This is a genomic window from Adhaeribacter terreus, from assembly GCF_042657365.1.
Taxonomy (GTDB): Bacteria; Bacteroidota; Bacteroidia; order Cytophagales; family Hymenobacteraceae; genus Adhaeribacter_A; species Adhaeribacter_A terreus.
This window is the reverse complement of record NZ_JBHSKT010000010.1, coordinates 40,615-62,093: the sequence shown is the minus strand read 5'-3', so window position 1 is coordinate 62,093 and position 21,479 is coordinate 40,615. Positions and strand designations below refer to the sequence as shown.

The 21,479-nt window shown below is 44.5% G+C and carries 14 protein-coding genes; 7 read left to right on the top strand and 7 right to left on the bottom strand.

Going from position 1 to position 21,479, the window contains the following annotated elements:
- A complete protein-coding gene (locus tag ACFPIB_RS15115; protein ID WP_378018303.1) occupies nt 1–2,904 on the top strand; it encodes a T9SS type A sorting domain-containing protein in 2,904 nt (967 codons plus the stop codon).
- Between the two features lie 487 nt (nt 2,905–3,391).
- On the opposite strand, the gene ACFPIB_RS15110 is transcribed toward ACFPIB_RS15115, so the two are convergent.
- The 4 genes from ACFPIB_RS15110 to ACFPIB_RS15095 all read right to left on the bottom strand — a co-directional run bounded on the left by ACFPIB_RS15110 (nt 3,392) and on the right by ACFPIB_RS15095 (nt 6,214).
- Nucleotides 3,392–3,718, bottom strand: coding sequence for a HesB/IscA family protein (locus tag ACFPIB_RS15110; RefSeq protein WP_378018302.1), 327 nt, complete (start codon nt 3,716–3,718; stop codon nt 3,392–3,394).
- Between the two features lie 162 nt (nt 3,719–3,880).
- Entirely contained in the window at nt 3,881–4,288 is a 408-nt protein-coding gene (locus ACFPIB_RS15105; protein ID WP_378018301.1) for a hypothetical protein, read from the bottom strand.
- A 183-nt stretch (nt 4,289–4,471) separates the two neighbouring features.
- On the bottom strand, nt 4,472–4,885 hold the full coding sequence (gene iscU, locus ACFPIB_RS15100) for a Fe-S cluster assembly scaffold IscU (protein ID WP_378018300.1): 414 nt from the start codon (nt 4,883–4,885) through the stop codon (nt 4,472–4,474).
- A 114-nt stretch (nt 4,886–4,999) separates the two neighbouring features.
- Complete coding sequence (locus ACFPIB_RS15095) at nt 5,000–6,214, bottom strand: IscS subfamily cysteine desulfurase (RefSeq protein WP_465251499.1); 1,215 nt, start codon at nt 6,212–6,214, stop codon at nt 5,000–5,002.
- Between the two features lie 112 nt (nt 6,215–6,326).
- Here ACFPIB_RS15095 and mce point away from each other — a divergent pair, with 112 nt between their 5' ends.
- The 4 genes from mce (at nt 6,327) to ACFPIB_RS15075 (ending at nt 10,181) form a co-directional block, all read left to right on the top strand.
- The gene (gene mce / locus ACFPIB_RS15090; RefSeq protein ID WP_378018299.1) at nt 6,327–6,728 is read left to right on the top strand and encodes a methylmalonyl-CoA epimerase; all 402 of its coding nucleotides are present in this window, start codon (nt 6,327–6,329) and stop codon (nt 6,726–6,728) included.
- Between the two features lie 337 nt (nt 6,729–7,065).
- Complete coding sequence (locus tag ACFPIB_RS15085) at nt 7,066–7,698, top strand: DUF6642 family protein (RefSeq protein ID WP_378018298.1); 633 nt, start codon at nt 7,066–7,068, stop codon at nt 7,696–7,698.
- A 113-nt stretch (nt 7,699–7,811) separates the two neighbouring features.
- Nucleotides 7,812–8,384, top strand: a complete 573-nt coding sequence (locus tag ACFPIB_RS15080) for an L-threonylcarbamoyladenylate synthase (RefSeq protein ID WP_378018297.1) — start codon at nt 7,812–7,814, stop codon at nt 8,382–8,384.
- Nucleotides 8,385–8,708: 324 nt separating this feature from the next.
- On the top strand, nt 8,709–10,181 hold the full coding sequence (locus ACFPIB_RS15075) for a CCA tRNA nucleotidyltransferase (protein WP_378018296.1): 1,473 nt from the start codon (nt 8,709–8,711) through the stop codon (nt 10,179–10,181).
- 317 nt (nt 10,182–10,498) lie between these two features.
- On the opposite strand, the gene ACFPIB_RS15070 is transcribed toward ACFPIB_RS15075, so the two are convergent.
- The 3 genes from ACFPIB_RS15070 to ACFPIB_RS15060 form a co-directional block, all read right to left on the bottom strand.
- Complete coding sequence (locus ACFPIB_RS15070; protein ID WP_378018295.1) at nt 10,499–11,389, bottom strand: hypothetical protein; 891 nt, start codon at nt 11,387–11,389, stop codon at nt 10,499–10,501.
- 187 nt (nt 11,390–11,576) lie between these two features.
- Complete coding sequence (locus ACFPIB_RS15065) at nt 11,577–14,144, bottom strand: PspC domain-containing protein (RefSeq protein ID WP_378018294.1); 2,568 nt, start codon at nt 14,142–14,144, stop codon at nt 11,577–11,579.
- Between the two features lie 5 nt (nt 14,145–14,149).
- Nucleotides 14,150–14,485, bottom strand: coding sequence for a PadR family transcriptional regulator (locus tag ACFPIB_RS15060; RefSeq protein WP_378018293.1), 336 nt, complete (start codon nt 14,483–14,485; stop codon nt 14,150–14,152).
- Nucleotides 14,486–15,237: 752 nt separating this feature from the next.
- Between ACFPIB_RS15060 and ACFPIB_RS15055 the strand changes: the two genes are divergently transcribed.
- Both ACFPIB_RS15055 and porU2 read left to right on the top strand, forming a co-directional pair.
- Entirely contained in the window at nt 15,238–16,314 is a 1,077-nt protein-coding gene (locus ACFPIB_RS15055; protein WP_378018292.1) for a putative type IX sorting system protein PorV2, read from the top strand.
- A 14-nt stretch (nt 16,315–16,328) separates the two neighbouring features.
- Nucleotides 16,329–21,419 (top strand): putative type IX secretion system sortase PorU2, encoded by a 5,091-nt coding sequence (porU2, locus tag ACFPIB_RS15050; protein ID WP_378018291.1) that lies wholly within the window; start codon nt 16,329–16,331, stop codon nt 21,417–21,419.
- Nucleotides 21,420–21,479 lie beyond the last annotated feature (60 nt).

Genomic DNA, 21,479 nt, shown 5'->3' with positions numbered 1-21,479 from the left:
ATGAAGCGGTCTGAAGTAACGTTATTTCTGAAAAGTATTGCGATCCTGATCTGTACGGTTGTTTTAAAATTTCCGGTTTCAGCTCAGAATGCCACTGGTAAACTCGATGATTTTAATCGGGCAAACAGTTTAGTTTTAGGGATTCCTTCCAGTGGTGGTAATACCCTTTGGCAGGAAACCGAAACCGCCGGCTCTAACGATTACCGCGCCCGGATAGAAAATAATATGCTGATTTTGGGTAGCTTCAACAACGCTGCAGTAGGTGCCTCCGGCCTCGAACAGGTTTCTTTCGACGCTTCTAACCGATATGCAACTATTTTTAACCAGGCTTCTGCTGAACTGACCTGGGCATTTAACTTCCGCCAGAACCGCAGCGGGACATCAGGTTTTGGTGCAACCACCTATGGAATAGCTTACGTTCTAGGTTCATCTAAAACAAACTTCAACGATCCGGATGCCAGCGGTTACGCTATTATCATAGGAAATGCCAACTCGCCCGATCCCGTAAAACTGGTGCGCTTCAAAAACGGCTTAACTGCTAACTCCAACATTACCACGTTAATATCTTCCACCGAAACCACTGAAACGGCATATTACAGCGTGAAGGTCAGCTTTGAGCCCTGCTCTAAAACCTGGACTTTGCAGGTGCGAAACGATAACGGAACTTTCGCTGATCCGCTTACCACCTCAACAGCAGCCCTCACTTTTTCCGATCAAACCTATACCAATATTCCCCTTAACTTTACCGGAGCTGCTTATAACCACGGAACGGTAAACGTAACGGCCTATTTCGATAATCTTTATCTTCCCGCCGCCACTGCACTTTCTGCCCTGAATTACAACTGGAATGGGGCTAATTCAACCGATTTTTCCAATCCGGCTAACTGGACCCCAGCCCGCAACTGTGTTCGGGCAATCGATATTCTGAACTTTAATACAGGCGGAAATATCATGCTCAGTAATATTACTACGCAGGAAATTGGCCAGCTACTAGTAACGAATAATACAAATTTAACCCTGAAAGCCGCCACAGGTGCCACGCAAACCATTAGTTTAGCCGGAGGAACCGGAACAGATTTTTTGGTAGAAGCCGGCTCAAATCTGATTATTGATAGCAATGATCCATTGGAAATTAGTTTAAAAACGAACGCAACTGCTTCCGTTTCAGGAACCATGGTTTTCCAGAATACGGCGATAAATCTGGGCAGGGCTCATAGATTACTGGCTGTTGATGCCAATGCGGTAATGTTTGAAAACGGTAGCCAGTTCATTGCTAAAAACCTGACCGGCGAGCCTTTCGGTAACAGCGGTACGGCCAACATTGTAACATTTAAAACGAATGCTACTTACTTTTCTAAAGATGGTGCAAGTCCGTTTGGTTTGGCAAGCCCGAATTCAAAGGTAGTTTTTGAAACCGGTAGCTTATATAAGCACGAACAAACCGGTACGATCCCCAAATTAGATGGCCGGATCTATGGCGATTTTGAGTTGAATGCCGTTGGGAATGTGGCAATAAACTTCGGTACCAGCGCCACTATCACCACCCGCATCGATAATTTTACGATCAGTAGTGGTAATATGAACATTACGCTGGCCAGCGGAAACACACCTTTGCCTCTGCAGATCCGGGGCAACTTTAACGTAGCTTCTGGGGCGGCATTTAACTACATTCCGGCGGCCGCTGCAAATAACTCTTTGCTTACGTTTAATGGCAGCACCCGGCAGCAAATTTCCGGAAATATTAATCTCGGCACTTTTGCCAACCTTGAAATAAACAATCCGGCTGGAATAACGCTTAAAACCCCCTTAACGATTAATGGTAATCTGTTTTTCAGCAAAGGAAATATAAACATAGATACTGCCGCTTCGCTAACGTTTTCCAACAATGCCACTACTTCCGGCGCTTCGAATGTAAGTTATGTAACTGGGAAAGTGTTTAAAACCGGCGATGATGCATTTATTTTTCCGGTTGGTAAAAATGGTTTTTATGCTCCTGTTGCTATATCGGCGCCCTTAAATGTAACCGATCAGTACGTTGCAGAATATTTTCAGGCCAACCCGAAAAATCAGTTCGGTACTTCCACCGGCGATTCACTGGTGCAGATTTCAGATTCGGAATACTGGGATCTGGAGCGCGTATCTGGTATTTCGGAAGTAAAAGTAACGTTGAGCTACGATGCCGCCCGAAGCGCTTATGTGGCAAATCCGCAGGATTTACGGATTGCGCATTTCAGGAACAGCACGGTTTGGGAAAATGAAGGTCTTGCCAATGTTGGTACTGCGCCGCCTTTAGCCCTTTATTCCACCCGAACCACGCAGGCTTCTTTCAGCCCGTTTACTTTTGGAGCAATTTCCGCAAACAATCCTTTGCCAGTAGAGTTGGTGCACTTTTTCGTGGAAACACAGGAAAACGGTATCGTTTTAAGCTGGGAAACTGCTTCAGAGATCAACAACAGCCACTTCGAAATTGAGCGGAGCAGCAATGGGAAAGACTTTACCAAGATAGGGGAAGTTGCAGGTCAGGGAACCAGCAATGCCGCAAAACGGTATCAGTTTACCGATAAAAACTCAAGTACCACGCAACAATATTATCGCCTAAAGCAGGTAGATTTCGACGGGAAATTCACCTATTCGAAAATCGTTTCAGCAAAAATTGCTGGCCAGTTAAACGCAATAGAAATCTACCCGAACCCGGCGCAGAATATCCTCAATGTTGTGCTGCCGAAAACCGAAGATATTGCTTACATCCGGATCTTTAATTTAATGGGGCAGGAGCTTATGCAGACAAAAGTCCTTCCCGGTCAGACCGAACAGCAACTGCAGATCGGACATTTACCGGCTGGAACGTATTTGTTAAAAACCAGTAATGCACAACCCGCCTTGAAGTTTATTAAAACCAACTAACATACTGATTTTTCCCCTTAAAAGCCTGCTCTAAAATAGCAGGCTTTTTTGTGATAAGCCATTTAATAAAGGCTATAGTTTCAAAAGCATTCCCGGTTTTTTTTGCATTGGAAAAAGGTGTTTATAGCACAATTCTAATGACCGATCTGAAACAGCTTCTTCTTTTCAGCTAAAATTTCAAGAGCTCGTAAGAATGCTAAAAAGCACATTGCCACAACCTAAATAAACAAACTTATGATAGTTGCTACTTGTATTTTCGCCCTAACTGCTGCTCTGATGTACGTCTGTGAAATGCCTACAAAAGAGAGCGAATGGTAATAAATTTACTTCGCTTAAATATTTATCATCAGACCTCAACACTACAGCAAAACCATTCCGGTTAAGACACTTAACCATGCAGGAGTATTCTTTCGGAATAAAACTACTGCAATAAAAAAAGGCTTCCCAAATTTGGGAAGCCTTTTTAATATCTGAAAACGCTATGGTTTTACACGGAAAAACTGTCACCGCAACCGCAGGTGCGGGAAGCGTTGGGGTTATTGAAGAAGAAGCCTTTGCCGTTCAGGCCGTCGGAGAAATCGAGTTCAGTACCGGCCAGGTAAAGGAAACTTTTCATATCTACCACTACCTTTACGCCTTTGTCTTCGAATTCCTGGTCCATCGGACGAACTTCATCGTCGAAATCGAGCTGGTAGGAGAGGCCTGAGCAGCCGCCACCGGCTACGGAAGCGCGCAGGCGGAACGTATCGTCCAGGCCAGTGTCTTTCTTCAGCTTTTCTACTTTTTCTTTGGCTTTATCGGAAACGGTTATCATGATCGTTATTCGTTAATCGTTGCTCGTTGTCTGATAAGTAAACAAAAAGCGCCTTTTATTAATTCCTTACGTTTGGCAGTATCGTGCTAAAAACCGATGCTAATACAGCCATGCGCATTTTAAAGGGATTGGAAGTAAACATTTTAACTATAAAAACTAAATTTAAGAAGTCGGGTTCAATACCACACTGAAAACGGTAATAGTATTTATATCCCGGCCGTAATACAATTTATCTAAAGCGCTATACACATTCGCCGCCCGGAAATAAGAAGTGTTCAGCTCCTTTTCGCCACGGGCGATCCATTGAATGGTAAAGCTGCTTTCCTTATCGCGGTAGTTCTGCACGTAATCCCACATTTTATGCAGCGCTTCCAGTTTGTTCAACCCAATTTCCGAATGGAACAAAAACGATTGGCTGTGGCGCGGGTTTACGGTTATCAGATCGAGGCGCGTGCGGCCTTCCAGTTCGCGGTACTCGAATAAGAGCGTAGAACTGTTCATGCCAAGGTAGTTCATGATCTGGTCCTGCAGGCGCACAATTTCCGCCCGAACGTCGGAGGTAACTTCCATAACGGTAAGTTTAAGGGTTTTGTAAATTCAGTTTTGAATACAAAAAAAGGAATGTCATCAAATAATGCTGTCATCCTGAGCGATAGCGAAGGAACTTGTCGGCGGCCAGTAGAAACTTTTCTACAACGAGCCGACGAGGTGTTTCGCTAGCGCTCAACATGACAATAAAAGGACAAATAATTCTTAGTGGTGCGATTTCGGCATTTCGAGCGGCTCTAAACCGTTCTTCACGCGGTAATCGTTGATCGCAGATTTAATTGCATCTTCGGCCAAAACAGAGCAGTGAATTTTAACCGGCGGCAAAGCCAGCTCTTCCACAATTTCCATGTTGTCGATGGTTAACGCCTCATCAACTGATTTTCCTTTCAGCCACTCGGTAGCCAAAGAAGAAGAGGCGATAGCGGAACCGCAACCAAAAGTTTTGAATTTAGCATCGGTAATGATTTGGTTTTCGTCAACCTCAATTTGAAGACGCATAACGTCGCCGCACTCAGGAGCACCAACTAAACCGGTACCAACACTTTTTTTGCTTTTATCCAGCGTTCCCACGTTGCGCGGATTGCTGTAATGGTCAATAACTTTATCTGAATAAGCCATTTTTACTAGTGATTAATGATTAGTGATTAATGATTAGTGTTTAAATGATTAACGAAAAGTGATTAATTTCTAATACAGAATAACTAATCACTATTCATTAAACACTAATCACTATTAATGTTCTGCCCACTCGATGCTTTCCAGGTCGATGCCTTCTTTGAACATCTCCCACAGCGGCGACATTTCGCGGAGCTTGGTTACTGCTTCTTTTACGTGCGCAATGGCGAAATCAATTTCTTCTTCGGTAGTGAAACGGCTTAAGCCGAAACGAAGGGAAGAATGCGCCAGGTCGTCGCTCATGCCCATGGCTTTTAATACGTAGCTTGGCTCCAAAGAGGCTGAGGTACAGGCAGAACCGGATGAAACGGCTAAGTCTTTAATACCCATCATCAGGCCTTCGCCTTCTACATATTTAAAGGAAATGTTGCTTACGTGCGGCAAACGGTGCTCTTTTGAGCCGTTCAGGTACGATTCTTCCATTTTCAGGAGTTCGGTTTCCAGTTTTTCGCGCAGTTTTAAGATACGAGCTGTATCAGATTCCATTTCGTTTTTGCACAACTCGCAGGCTTTACCTAAACCAACAATACCAGGTACGTTCAGGGTACCGGAACGCATGCCGCGCTCGTGTCCGCCGCCGTCCATCTGGGCAGTAACTTTAACCCGCGGGTTTTTCCGACGCACATACAATGCACCAACGCCTTTCGGACCGTACATTTTATGCGCAGAGAACGCCATCAGGTCAATGCCATCGGCTTCTACATCTACCGGGATCTTTCCAACCGCCTGCGTGGCATCGGTCATGAAAAGAACACCGTTTTTGCGCGCCAGGGCAGAAATTTCTTTGATTGGTTGCAGCACGCCAACTTCGTTGTTGCCGTACATGATCGAGATCAGGATGGTTTGCGGCGTAATGGCAGCTTCCAGTTCTTTCAGATCGATTAGACCTTCGTGGTTCACTTTTAAATAAGTTACTTTACCGCCCAGTTTTTCGATGTGCTTGCAGCTGTCTAAAACCGCTTTGTGCTCGGTAACCGCCGTAATAATGTGGTTACCTTTGGAAGCGTACATTTCGAAAACGCCTTTAATTGCCAGGTTATCGGCTTCGGTAGCGCCCGAAGTAAAGATGATCTCTTTCGGGTTACAGTTGATCAATGCAGCTATTTGTTCGCGGGCATAATCTACGCCTTCTTCGGCGTTCCAGCCGAAAGCGTGGTTGCGCGAAGCCGCGTTACCGAATTTTTCGGAAAAGTAAGGGAGCATCGCTTCCAACACGCGGGGGTCCATCGGCGTGGTAGCGTTGTTGTCCAGGTATATTGGGAATTTCAGCATAATTGCTAATATGTGGTTACTGATCTATATTTTTACCGCTAAAAGAACAACCGCGGCTGCTCTTTAGTTTAGTACGCCGCAAAATTACTAAATTAGATTCAATATAAATAATATGAAAAACCTCGAACACATTGGTATTGCCGTGAAAGATTTTGCCGCCGCCAACGCTTTATTCTCCAAACTGCTGAACACGGAGCCTTATAAAATGGAAGAAGTGCTTTCGGAAGGCGTAAATACCTCGTTTTTCCGGATGGGCGAAGCGAAAATCGAATTGCTGGAAGGCTTAACCCCCGACAGCGCTATTACGAAGTTCCTGGAGAAAAAAGGCGAAGGCATTCACCACCTGGCTTTCGAGGTAGAAGATATTTACGCCGAAATGGAACGGCTAAGAGCCGAAGGTTTTACCTTACTGAACGAACAACCCAAACGCGGCGCCGATAACAAACTGGTTTGCTTTGTGCATCCGAAAACCGCGAACGGGGTTTTGGTAGAGTTGTGCCAGGAGATTAGGTAAATTGTTGAATGGCTTAATGGTTAAATTGTTGCTTGGGTTTTTGGGGTGGCAGGGATAGCGTTTTTCTGCCGGTCATCTCGACGGTAGGAGAGATCTCATAAGTTTGGTAGGGAAGTTGGCTATGAAATTGTCTGAACACGATTTTTGGGATTTTAAAGATGACAGGATTTCTGGTAAGGAATTGAACGTTGGAAAACGGTAGGGCTTTTGGCTATAAAAGTCATTTCAAAATATTGCCTCCTTCCGAGCGAAGCCGAGGAAACTTATGGGGCTTTTATCTGAACTAGGATTTGCAAAATTAAAAGATTATCAGGATTCTAATTAATCAAAGGAATAAATGAAGAAAGGAATATTTTGCCTTGAAGGGCTTTGGGAACAGAATTTAAGACGAAAATCTTCTGTCCATCCTATCTTGGAATTGCTAGAAAGAAATGGAGTTTGTAGCAATATTTATAAGGATTCAGCAACTCACGAAGAATTTGAATATTATCTTGATAGATGGAAGCTCAAGTCTATAGGTGAAAAGTACCCTATTTTATATTTCGCTTTTCACGGCAGTAAAGGGTGTATAAATATAACGGACAGTTGTGATTATACTTTAGAAATGCTTGGCGACTTTTTGGAAGGAACGTGTGAAAGGAAAATAATCTTCTTTGCATCATGTGAAACGTTGAATATTGATGCAAGGCGTATTCATAGTTTTCTTAATAAAACCAAAGCTTTGGCTGTAATTGGGTATAAATCAGAAGTTGATTGGATGCTTGCCACAGCCTTTGAACTTTTGGTATTAAATGCACTTCAAGATGCACCTTTTGATTCCAAAGGCATCGAAGAAATTGGTACTGTAATTAAAACTGAATATGGTAAACTACATTCAATTTTAGATTTTCGGATGTTTGTTAATAAAGAACACTTTCCAAGAAAAAGAAATCCACCTGCAAAGTCTAAATTGAAATTAATATCTGCATAAGTTTCCTCGGCTTCGCTCGGAATGACGCAGAAGCGTGTTGAAAATCCCTTCGCCAAATTCCCCTCAACCACCCCAAAATTCTTCCGTATCCAAACCCAAAACGAGCTAAAACGATGAACAAAGAAATAAAAGAAATTCAACGGGTAGTAGACGAACTTCTGGTTGGCAACGTGATCCTTTACCCCACCGATACGGTTTGGGGAATTGGCTGCGATGCGGAGAATGCGGCGGCGGTAAAAAAGGTTTTCCAGGTAAAAGAACGGCCGGAAGATAAACCGTTTATTCTGCTGGTTTCGGACTTAGAAATGCTGAAGCGCTACGTAAAAAACCTGCCTTCAACCTTCGAAAGCCAACTCCAAAATCAGGAACGGCCAACAACCTATATTTTCTCCGAACCTCAGAATTTACCCAAAGAAGTGCTGGCCAACGATGGCAGCGTAGCCATCCGGATTCCGAACGATGAATTTTGCCTCCGCTTGCTTCGGCAGTTCGAAAGAGCCATTGTTTCAACTTCGGCTAACGTGAGTGGGGAACAAACCAACGGCAGTTTTTCGGGCATTCCGGATAGCATTAAGCAGAAAGTGGATTATGTGGTAATTCATCGGCAGGAGGAAGAAATTACCGCCCAGCCTTCCAGAATTGTCCAATTACAATCGGATGGAAGTATGAAAGTGATCCGGGAATAGTTTTTTAGCCGAAAAGCCTACCGTTTTTTGAGTAGTTTTGCAGTCTGAAGCTGAAAGTATTGCAGATTAAGTCCCCCTTTGGAGGGGGTAGGGGGAGGACTTTTACATTATCCGGTGTTTTGCCGATCGCTGGTGCGAGCTTGCAGCTCGTATCTTTTACATTATCCGATCAAATAAATCGGGTACGAGCTGCAAGCTCGCACCAGCATAAGTAATTATCGTAAAATTTGGTCCTCCCCCTAACCCCCTCCAAAGGGGGACAAGGGAATCTGCCAGCTATTCCTGCTTCTGACTTTTTTCGTTTATAACCCTACCGTTTTTGGAATGCAAACTGTTGAACTGCCCGATCATAAAATTTTTGGAACCGTAGCCGAAGCCGCTGCCGAATTGAATGTGGAAACCTACGTGATCGGTGGTTTTGTGCGGGACTTGATCCTGAAAAGAAATTCCAAAGACATTGACGTGGTTTGCGTGGGAAACGGTATCGAATTAGCCGAAAAAGTCGCGGAGAAATTACCGCATAAACCGAAGGTAAACGTGTTCAAGAATTTCGGAACGGCCATGCTGCGGGCGGAAGAGTGGGAAGTGGAATTTGTCGGTGCAAGAAAAGAATCGTACCGCTCCGATTCGCGGAAGCCGGAAGTTGAAGCGGGTACGTTGGAAGATGATCTGAAACGCCGCGATTTTACCATCAATGCGCTGGGCATCAGTCTGAACAAAAAATCCTTCGGGCAACTCATTGATAAATTCGACGGCTTAGGCGACATCAAGCGGAAAATGATAAAAACGCCGCTGGAACCGGGTATCACCTTCTCCGACGATCCGTTAAGAATGATGCGCGCCATCCGGTTTGCTACCCAACTGAACTTTGATATTGATGCCGATACTTACGACGCCATTGTGGATCATAAAGACCGCATCAGCATTATTTCCAAAGAACGGATTACGGATGAACTGAATAAAATTATCCTGGCCAAAAAGCCAAGCTACGGTTTCAAGTTGCTGTTCAATACTGGTTTGCTCAAGCTGATTTTCCCGAAAATGGTGGAGCTTTACGGCGTGGAAACCAAAAACGGCAAATCGCACAAAGACAATTTCTACCACACGCTGCAGGTGTTGGATAACGTAGCCGAAGTAACCGATAACCTCTGGTTGCGCTGGGCCGCTATCATGCACGACATCGCCAAACCCGACACCAAACGTTTCCACGAAAAAGCCGGCTGGACCTTTCACGGACACGAAGATCGCGGTGCGCGCATGGTTCCCAAACTTTTCGCCGACCTGAAACTACCGTTAAACGAACAGATGCGCTACGTACAGAAACTGGTGCGTTTACATTTACGGCCTATTGCTCTGGTTAAAGAAACCGTAACCGATTCGGCCGTAAGAAGATTGCTGTTTGAAGCCGGCGACGATATTGACGACTTGATGAAACTTTGCGGCGCGGACATTACTTCCAAAAACGATGCGAAGGTGAAACGCTACATGCAGAACTTCAAAATTGTAGAAGAAAAGCTCCGCCAGGTAGAAGAAAGTGACAAACTCCGCAATTTCCAGCCTGTAATTTCCGGCGGAATTATTATGAAAACTTTCGGTTTGCAGCCTTCGCGGGAAGTTGGAATTCTGAAAGAAGCGTTGACAGAAGCGATTTTAGAAGGCCATATCCGGAATGAGTTTGAAGCGGCTTATCCGTTTTTATTACAGGAAGGGAAAAAAATGAAGCTGGAGCCGGTGCAGGTTTTAAGCAAGGAAGAAGCGGAAGAATTGAAAGTTTCTGCGACTGCAAAGGAAATGTAAGCCCGAGCTTCAGAAAAATTAATATTGATTACAATATTCCGGAAAGTCTAGGCGTTAATAATCTGTTTTGCGGCGAAATCGGCAAAAAAATAGCGCAGGCTGTTCAGACCTGCGCTACCTGACAAACTGTTCAACCTTCCTAAAACAAATTTTTTTGATTAGTGGCTGTGCTTAAAAGATGCAGAAATTAACTTGCTGGTTGTCTGCACTTTTAAGTTCTTTGCTATACCATTTTTCTATGGTATAAGTTCAATGGGTGTTAATCAATAATTAATTTGATCACCTGTTTTACTTTTTTAGCTCCAAACCCTACCGTTTTACAAACCTTTCAGGCTGCATTTCAGGGCCTCGGCTTGCATGGGCACATGATTCCGGCCGACTACCGCAAATACCTTTTCTCCATTTTGCACGGCTTCGCTTAATATTCGGTACATATGCACGTTTCGGAATTCGCTGCTCAAGCGGTTAATGTCGTGGGTGAATTTGCCGCCGGTTTGTTCTGCATTTCCTTTCGGATCGAACCAGGCGGAAGGGGCTTGGGTCCAGTTTTGCGGTGCGGTCCAGTATTTGGCGTAAGCGGTTTGCAGTTCGGTGGTGTCGGTTATTACAGTTTTGAACTCCGGAAACATAGCGTTTGCTTTTTGCAGCAATTGGCTGATGCTGGTTTTTAAGGCCTGACCGGTAACGTTTTTGCGGTCGCGGAGGCGGGCAGTTTCGCGGAGCACGAAAAATAGTTTCACCTGTTCAGCTGAGTAATTGCCGGTTTCCATTAAATAGCGTATTTCGTCTTGCGGGTTTGGCTCCAGGCTTTGAACTTTTACGTTCGCATTATTGGCCAAAAACCGCACGTAACCCGATTCACCAAATTGTTTTATGGTTTCGGTTTCGGAAGTTGCAATGCCCCGGTTAGGACCTTCGAAAAAGACCAGCGTTGGCTGCGTTTTCAGGAATTCGGCTTTTATCTTTTTAAATTGGCTATGCTCCGGTTTGTCAGAATGTTCGGCTCCGAAATAGGTTAACTGGCCGCTGTTCCGGGTTTTTATTTCCAGGTTCCATTTGGTTTTTGGCGTTTCCTTCCAGCCGGTATAAGAAAGAATTTTTGTTTCGCAGGAAGTGATTGCAGCTTTATTGGCTTTATTAATATCCGTAGACCGGAACCCCCAGGCCGGAATTACCAGCAAGCTTAGAAACAGGAATGGCTTTTTCATAGGTTTAGTTTGTGGGTTTTTGAGCTGAAATTCAGGTGCCAGAAAAGGAAATTATCCGATGAACTCAGAGCAATGAAAGTGGTACCTGAAACTGGCTGAAGAGGAAAGAAATGCCTGAAGATTTTTAAAAGTGCGGCTGCAGTTTAAGATTGGCAGCCGCACTTTTTTGAGGTAAAAGGATAGCGTTTTATTGCTCTCTGCGGGTTACGCTGGCACCGCCGGCTTCATCTACATTTATTTCCCCCGGATCGCCGGTGTAAGTAAGTTCAGACCCACCAGCTACATCTCCGCGGAGGCTGCGCTTTACGTTTACGTGGGCTTCAGAACCACCAATTACTTCGAGCTTCGCATTATTGGTTTGTAACTTTAAAGCGTTCAGCTGGCAGCCCCCTATCACATCGGCATCCAGGTTCTGGGTATTGCCTTCAAGCACAGCTTCCGATGCACCGGTCAGTTTCAGTTTCAGGTTCTGGGCTTCGGTGTTTACATAAGCTTTGGTAGCACCGGTTTGGCTCAGGGTGAATTGGCCGGGTTTGAAACCGGTTATTTCGGCAGTAGAAGCGCCTACCAGAGAAACTTCGGTCAGGTTTGGCATTTCGATGCTGACGTAGATCGGATCCATATTATCCCGGCCAAAGTTGAAACCAGATTTTTTAGGGTAGATTGTCAGTTCGCTGCCTTCCATTTCAAAACGCATTTCGCGCAGGTCGTCGGCGTCGCCCCGGGCAGTTACATTAAATGCTGAACCCTGGGTAATTTTCACATAGAATGGGCCCACTACCGACACCTTTCGGAAGCCGGTAGCCTGCAGCTTTCGGGTGGAAGAACCAAACTCATCGGCCGATTTCAGGAAGCTTTTTTCACCTTCGTCGTCATAATCAATTTTGCTGGCAGAATCGTCTTGGCCAATTACGGAAGCTGAATCGGCGGCAGTACAGGTAACGCAGCTAAACACGTTGTTCTTGATCTTCCAGGCGTGTTTCGATATTTGTTCGTTCGAGTAACCCAGATCGAAATTTGATTCCGGCAGTAAGCGAGCCAGATCGTAAGAAATGCGGTACGTTTTTCCTTCCGGCAAGCGCAGTTTTAACGCCAGTTCCTGTTCGCGGTAAATTGCGTTCGGTTTAAAGGTAAAACCATTATCCAGGATCAGCATCGAGTCTTTCTGCACAGCGCGGTAGTTCATCATCTGAGCATTTTTTATGGCATCTTCTTCGGTGCGGCCTTCGGCGCCAAATTGCTGAATCAAAAGGATGTCGTTGCCGGAATAGCTTTCCACTTCCACATCAATGTGATCGTTCATTACCCGTTCAATTTTATTAGCGTCTAGTGAAATAGTCTGATAATTCGCAACCGGGAAGGTTTTTTCAGCAATATAAGTACCGTTTTCCTCAAAATTCTTGTGGTAACTGATTAATGACATGATGAATACGAAGCCACTGATGAGCATTACGGCAAACATGGTCCAGCCCACAGTTGCCCGCATATAGAAGCGTTTGGTTAACAAGCCCAGGCCCAAGATGATCACGAAGAGCGAAGGAATAAGACCAGCCAGGAACCCGGCAATCTTACCAAAAACCGGGAAATCGGAGAAGAAGAAATCGGTTGGAACATTGTTGAGGTCTACAAAACTAGCATCCTGAATTACGCCCATGCTTACCAGCAGCAACGAAACCAGCGCAATAATTCCGGAAACCCCCATGATTATTAAGATCACGCCGGCAAAAATGCGCACTACAACGAGCAACGCATTAATAACCGGTCCCAAAACCCGCGATAAAACAACCAGGATCTGAGAGATCAACCGTACCGGCAACAAGATCAAGCGAACTAACGGACTTTCTTCCTGAGTAGCCCCGTCTGGCTGCAGGCTGTTTTTCAGCGAGTTTTCAATACCAGACAGGGTTAAAGGCTTTCCCTGCATCTGCGCTTTTTCAGTTACCGTTTTGGCTTCCGGCAGAATGATCCAAAGCAGTAAATAAATCAATAAACCTGTTCCGAAAAAGAAGAAGGAAACAAGAAAGATCAGTCGCATTATAGCCGGATCGATTCCTAAATAAAGTGCCAGGCCGCTGCAAACGCCGCCCAGTTTTTTATCGTCGGGGTTGCGGAAAAGTTTGCGGCTGGTAGTATCGCCTACGGAATACGCTTTGTTGCCCACCGGCGTATCGTAATTCAGCGGCAAAGCCACCCAGCACAAAATGTACATCAGAATGATAAAGCCAGCTGAAATTCCGGCTGTCATTGGCGCAATCAGTACCAGGAAAACCAGGATCAGACGGATCCAAAGCGGTTCGGTATTGAAATAAGCGGCAATTCCGGAGGCCACGCCGGCAATAACTTTGCGGTTGCCATCGCGGAACAATTTCTTGGTGCCACTATAGGTAGCAGAACCAGTTGAAGCGTAACCAGAACCAGATGAATAAGAACCGGAAGTAGCGCTGCCGATCATTCTTGGAGCTTCCATTTCTATTTCATCTTCGTCTTTATCCTGCTGCGCGAAATCGTTAACGCTGCCCATTTTCTTGATCAGTGCCTGCACATCTTCCAGGGTAATAACCTGTTTCGTTGGTGTGAGGTTCGCAAAGAAAAGTTCGGCCATGCGGCTTTCGATGTCGGCAATAATTTCCTGGTGACCGGCGTAACCGGAAAAGTATATTTTAATGCTGTCAAGGTAAGTTCTCAGAACTTCGTAACCGTCTTCCTCGATGTGGAAGATCATGCCCTGCAGGTTTATGCTGATATTCTTTTTCATGGGAATTAGGCTTTTTTCTTGTTGATGATGAATTCGGTGGAGTCTACCAGCTCGCGCCAGGTTTGTCGGAGCAGCTCTAGAAAATCTTTGCCGCTGTCGGTGAGTTTATAATATTTGCGGGGCGGCCCGGCGGAACTTTCGACCCAGGCATAATCCAGAAGGCCGGCGTTCTTGAGGCGGGTGAGGAGCGGGTAAAGCGTGCCTTCCACCACGATCATCTTAGCGGAAGTGAGTTCCTCTAACATATCCGAGGCGTAAGCTTCGCCGCGGGCAATTATTTCCAGGATGCAGAATTCGAGAATTCCTTTCCGCATCTGAACCTGGGTGTTTTCTACTTTCATAAGCCATGTTGCGTTAAGCGGTTAATGAATTGATGTTGCAAATATATAAGCAGGTACTATGCAACGCAAGGTACTGTGTAAAAATAATTACGCGGTTATGCCAAGTAGGTTGTGGAAATGAGGGAAATGCCGGTTAAACGGTTGAAATAAAGGGTTAAACAGCGAAAGAATTTTTTGGAATAAATTTCAAAACGCTATCGGAATAGGAGTAAAAACTGGCTGGGTCAAAAATAATGGTGAGTTTTTCAGGCTAAAAGTATACCGTTTCAGGTTGTACAGGGCAATGGCTTGCAGGCAAAGGCTGGCAGAAATTGAAATTCAGGAAGCCGACTTTTTATAATAAAAAGCATAGCGTTTTTCCGGATAAATTGAACCGGGGTTTAACACTTTTACCACATTGGAGGGTGAGTTCTATAAAATGCAACACACTCGCCTTTTGCTTTTTGCTGTTACATCGTTTGGTATTTAATCAAAATTGAAAAAGCTGCCGATTGAAAGGATTTAAACATTTACGCATTTATATATATAGTATGCCAAAAGCTTCCTAACTTGCCGGGTGAGAACAACGGTTACGAACGGTTTTATGAAAAGGGAATTCCGGAACGAAACAACGCGTGCGCTGGTTTAACTAGATAATTCCGTTTTGTGCCTGATTTGTACTGGAAAACAGTGATTTCAGCAACAAATTTTACCAATTACGTACTTAAGTACAGCCCTAACCGTTGGAAGCTAAAGTCTTAAATTAATTATGTATGCTTAAAAAGTTTGTTACACTGGCTGCAGGGGCAATTGCGCTGGTTAGTACTGTTGCGAATGCTCAGGTTTCTGCGCCAAAATACAGCAACGAATTTTTGAATATTGGGGTAGGCGGACGCGCATTGGGTATGGGAAATGTACAGTCGGCTATTGTTTCGGATGCTACTGCCGGTTTCTGGAACCCCGCCGGCCTTACCGATCTGAAACATAAATATAATATAGTAGGAATGCACTCCGAGCTTTTTGCCGGAAGTGTAAAGAACGATTACCTCAGTTTTGCCACACCTTTAGACACTTCGAGCGCACTTGCTGTTTCCGTTATTCGGGTTGGGGTAGATGACATTGTTGATACCCGCCGCCTTTACAACGCCAGTGGGCAAATTCAATACGATAGCATTCAGTTCTTTTCTGTAGCCGATTATGCCTTACTGGTTTCGTATGCCCGCAAAAGTAATTTACTACCAGGATTAAAACTAGGAGCAAATACCAAGATCATTTACCGCCACGTCGGAAGTTTTGCTACCTGCTGGGGTTTTGGGTTTGATGCCGGTGCCCAGTTAGAGCGCCGCCGCTGGAAATTCGGGTTAGTAGCCAAAGATATTACCACTACTTTCAATGCCTGGTCAATCAATACGGAGGAGCTCCGCGAAGTTTACCTGGCTACAGACAACGATCTTCCTAAAAACAGCGTGGAAATTACCATGCCGCGTCTGATCTTCGGAGTTGGGCGCGATTTTAAAATGGGTGAGAAATTTACCGCTTTGGTAGCTACCGACCTCGATTTCACCTTCGACGGCAAACGTAACGTATTATTAAGAAGCGGACTTGTTTCGGTAGATCCACATATCGGGGCTGAAATTGGTTATGGTGGCATTGTTTTCTTACGTGGTGGCATTAACAATATTCAGGAATTCGAAAAACTGGAAGGCGGTAAAAGCTGGAAAGTACAACCGAATTTCGGGGTAGGAGCAGCCATGGGCGGGTTAAATCTGGATCTGGCTCTGAGCAAAGTAGCCGATAACAGTAACGTGTCTTCCGTAATAGTTTCGTTAGGTTATAAATTCGATAAATAATTTTAAAATATAGTATGCGTTTTTTTTATCTGTTTCGCAGCGTATTTTTCCTTTCGGTCTTCACTTTTCTGATCGGTTTCCATACCGTTTCTCAAGCGCAGACCACGCCCGTTTACGGCAATGAATGGATAAATTATTCGCAGCCTTATTATAAGATCAAAGTTGTAAACACGGGCATGCACCGCCTGACTTATAACGATCTGGTTGCTGCTGGCATATCTAATGTAGATCCCCAGAAATTTCAGCTTTTCCGTCGTGGCCAGGAAGTTGCTATCTACGTGAACGGCCAATCTGATGGTGTTTTAAACAGTGGCGATTACATCGATTTCTACGGCCAGAAAAATGATGGTAAACTGGACAACCCTTTGTACCGGAATGCCTCTTATCAACTGAGTGATGCCTATAGTTTATTTACCGATACCGCTGCTTATTACCTGACCTGGGGAACTGCCAACGGTAAACGCATGCAGGAGCGTACTTCCCAAACCAATGGCTTAAGCCCGGAACCGCGCCATTATGCCGAAAAATTCCGGATGCTGAATGTGCAGTTTTTTTCCGGTTATAAGATTGGCTCTACTGAAGGCGCATTAGGTGAAATGGGCGAAGGATTTACCAGCACACAGTTTCCTCGTTCCCGGAAGGATACGCTGAATAGCCTAAATAATGTTGAAAGTTCCGGTAGAAATCCAATATTGGAAGTGGGGGTTCAGGGCGCGAATGCTGCTGCTGCGCAATTAAAGATTCTGATCAAACCGCCGGGGGCACCGGAAAGAGTGCTTACAAACACTACTACTGGTCCTTCTGGTATTTTAGCATTCCCGGCGTATAATTTCCGGCGCGCAAAATTTGAAATCCAGAACTCCGATATTCACCCGAATGGAGTGGTTTATATACGCACCGCAAATGCCGATTCTGCCAACACTTCTTTAGTGCGGCAAACCCGCGTTTCCTATTATAAAATTACGTATGCACGTACAAACAATCTGGGAAACAATAGCCGCGTAATTCTTACCGATTCTACCAAAACCACGCCGTCTTACTTTGAATTTTCCAACCCACCGGCCAATGCTGTAGCCTACGAAATTACCGATCCAAACAATATTATCAGAACTACCGGCGTAACTTCCGGCAGTCAGGTAGGCTTTGTATTCGATCCGGCAACTTTTAAACGCCGCATCCTGATCACTAACAGCCAAACTGCTATTTCGCCAGCTGGTATTAAGACTGTTCAGTTCAACCAAGTTCCCAATCCATCTCAGTTCGATTATATCATTATTACGCATCCTTCCTTAAGAACACCAGTTTCAGGAACTGCATTTACTGATCCTCCGGCAGATTACGCTGCTTACCGGGCAAGTGCCGCTGGCGGTAGCTATAAGCCGGTGGTGGTAAATATTAATGAGCTTTACGAACAATTCCACTACGGCGAGAAATCATCGATGGCCATCCGCAATTTTATGCAATGGATGATGGCTAATGGTTCTCCGAAGTTTATGTTGCTGATGGGCAAAGGTTTGGAAATGAATATCGGTAGCGGCGATTTCAGAAAAAGACCAAATTATTACGCTGCGCAGGGCTTAGGAGAAGACCTGGTGCCTACTTTTGGTTTCCCGGCATCGGATGTGCTGTTTACCGCAGATTACAGGAATAATTCTTTCTCGCCGCAGGTAGCTACCGGTCGTATTCCGGCTGTAACTGCTTCGGAAATAATTGATTATTTAGAAAAGGTAAAAGACCATGAGCAGTTAGGAGTAGAAGAATGGAGAAAAAATATACTGCATTTAGGTGGTGGTTCTACTCAGGCCGAAGCTTCACAACTTGCCAGATATTTAAGTAATTATGAAAATAAAGTTGAAGGTCCTTTACTGGGTGCATCCGTTAAATCTATTTTAAGAAGTAATAACGGAGCCGCTATTTCGTCAATAAACGTTAAAGATGAACTCAATAACGGGTTAACACTCATGACCTTTTTTGGGCATAGCTCTTCTTCTGTTTCCGATCTGGATATTGGGTATGTTTCAGACGCGGTTAATGGCTATAATAATCCGAATAAGTATCCGATGATCCTGATGAATGGCTGCGGATCGGGAAATGCTTTTTTATTGAAGAACACTTTACTTCAGAAATATTCTTTTGGTGAAAACTGGTTATTAACGCCTAAAAAAGGGGCTATTCTGTTTTTAGCAGACGTTGCAGCTGCAGTACCGTATGCGCTTAATAATTTTTCCAGCAGCTTCTATAATCTGGCTTTTACAGATTCTGCCTTTTATGGCAAAACAGTAGGAGAGATCAACGCTGAAGCTGCTAAGAAAACCTTAATGGTTTCTCCGAATAACTGGGAAAATTTAGCTGTTGCAACACAGATGGTACTCCAAGGAGACCCGGCAGTAAGACTTTTTGCTCCTGAAAAGCCAGATTATACTATCCAGGCTAATGGCCTTCGTTTGCAATCTAACCCGCCCGGCTCGGCTGTAACGGCGAGTATGGATAAATTTGACCTGGTAATAGATGCCAAGAATTTAGGAAAAGCTACCAATGACTCTTTAGTAATTGCGGTAAAGAGAACGCTGCCCAATGGTAATGTTGTGCAATACAAACCAGTGAAATATGCGCCTTTATACAACAAAGCAACTTATTTATATGAGATCAATTCGAAGGGGTTAAATGCTTTCGGGAATAATAAGTTTGAGGTTACGTTAGACCCGGGTAATTCGGTAGATGAACTTTCAGAAACCAACAATGATGCGGTTTTAGAAAGCTACTTGTCTGTAAATGGAGTAATTGCCTTGTTGCCTGCAGAATTTAGTATTGTTTCGAATACCACCGTTAAGTTGATCGGGCAGCCAGCGAATTTAATGAGTACAGCCCGTAATTATTATTTTGAAATTGATACCGTTAGCACATTTAACAGCTCTTTTAAGCGATCTAATATTGTTTATAACGCTAATGTAACGCCAACTTGGAAGGTTAATTTATTTGCAGGTGGAACACCGAAAGATAGTCTGGTATTTTACTGGCGTTTCAGATTTAATGAATTTGGCGCAGATGAAGATACTATCTGGGCGGAAAGTTCTTTCCGGTTTATTAACAATAGCCCGGCCGGTTGGTCGCAAAGCCATTATGCCCAGTTTACAAAAGATAGTAAGGAGCAAATTGAGCGGGATAGTTTAACCCACGATTGGGAGTTTTCGCCAGTTTATAAAGAATTAATATTCAGAACCGGTGGAGGAAATATACCTTTTGTATTCCCGCCGCATGGGCTTTTTGTGAATAACAATGCTTCTTTTTATTTCTGCGGTGCGCCTACTTTGCCGGGCATAATGGTTGCAATATTCAATAACCGGAATTTAAAACCTTATATGGGATTCCCGACCAATAAATGTGGCTGGCCTCAGACCTTTTATTATTTTGAGATGAATAATCAGGCGGGGATCAATGGGTTGGTTAATTTGTTACAAAGCGTACCGGATGGTTATTATGTAGCTATGTTGACTCAATATAATGTACCTTTCTCTACGCTTACCCAAACGCAGAAAGATGCATTTAAATTAATTGGTTCTAAACTGATAGATAATTTACAGACCGGATATCCATTTGGAATTGTAGGGCAGAAAGGTGCTACGCCTGCAAAAGCCCGCCTGTTGAAGGAACAGACTTACGACAATACATCATCTCTGCCGGCTCAGGACCAGAATATCAACTTTTCTCAGGCAATTCAGGGTAATCAGGATGAAGGGAAGATCACTTCTACCAAAATTGGTCCTGCTGCGCAATGGACTACGTTGCTCCATACTATTAAAACCAATGCCAAAGATGAATATACCCTCGATCTTTATGGTTTCGATCTGAAAGGAAACCGTTCATTGATCCAGGCCGATATTCAAAGTAAATCTTATAGCTTAGCCGGGGTGAGTGCACAACAATACCCGTACCTGCAACTGGAATTAGCGAAAGCGGATACTGCCGATCGTACAGCGCCGCAACTGGAGCAATGGATGGTGGTTTACCAACCGGTGCCGGAAGGAATTATGCGTCCGGATCTGGTAGGGCTTGATAAGTATGAGGATATTTCGAAGCAAGCTGAAAAAGGCAAAGTGAAGATGCGTTTTGCTTTCAGTAATATTTCCGGTTTACCTTTTGCCGATTCGCTTGCGGTAGTACGGAGTGTAACAGGATCCAAAATTGCGCTGCAGGATACGATCAAAGTGAAACGATTGATGGCCGGTGACAGCATTTTCTTCGATTACGAATTCTCTACGGCGGGCATGAAAGGGAATAATACGGTGCGGGTAGATGTGAATCCTTACATACAGCCAGAGCAATATTATTTCAATAACTTCCTCGAAATTCCGTTTACCATGCCGCATGCCGATCTGCATCCGGTGCTGGATGTGGTATTTGACGGGGTGCATATTATGGATGGGGATCTGGTTTCGCCGAGCCCGAAAATTGCGATCAACCTGAAGGATGAGGATAGATACGATTACGTGCAGGACCCGAATAAACTGGAGCTTTTCCTTTCCAAACCCGATGATCTGACGAATTACGAACGCATTGATATGACAGATGCTAGCCTGATCACGTTACCGGATATGAATAGTGTGAAAGATAAACGTGATTTCAATATCATGTTCAACCCGAAAGGGCTGGCCGACGGACTTTATAGTTTGAGGGTGCAGGGGAAAGATAACTCGGATAATGAAGCTGGATTTGAGCCTTATACCATTTCGTTTCGGGTGGTGAATGAATCTTCGATCACACATTTTTACCCGTATCCGAACCCGTTCTCGAGCCATACGCGCTTTGTGTTTACACTTACCGGAAACCCGGAAAATATGCCGCGCAACCTGAAGATCCAGATCATGACCTTAACCGGTAAAGTGGTGCGGGAAATTCAGAAAGAAGAACTTGGGCCGATACACGTGGGTAACAACATGAGTTTGCCTTGGGACGGTACCGATGAATATGGCGATAAACTGGCGAATGGTGCTTATCTGTATCGCGTAGTGATGGAGAAATCGCCGCTGGAAGAAATGAAACACCGCAAAACTGCCGGCGATAAAGCGTTTAAAAAAGAGTACGGCAAGCTGTATATTCTGCGCTAAAAACGGTAGGGTTTCGGCCTGAAAAAGTAAAAAGGGAAGCTGCATGTTGCGGCTTCCCTT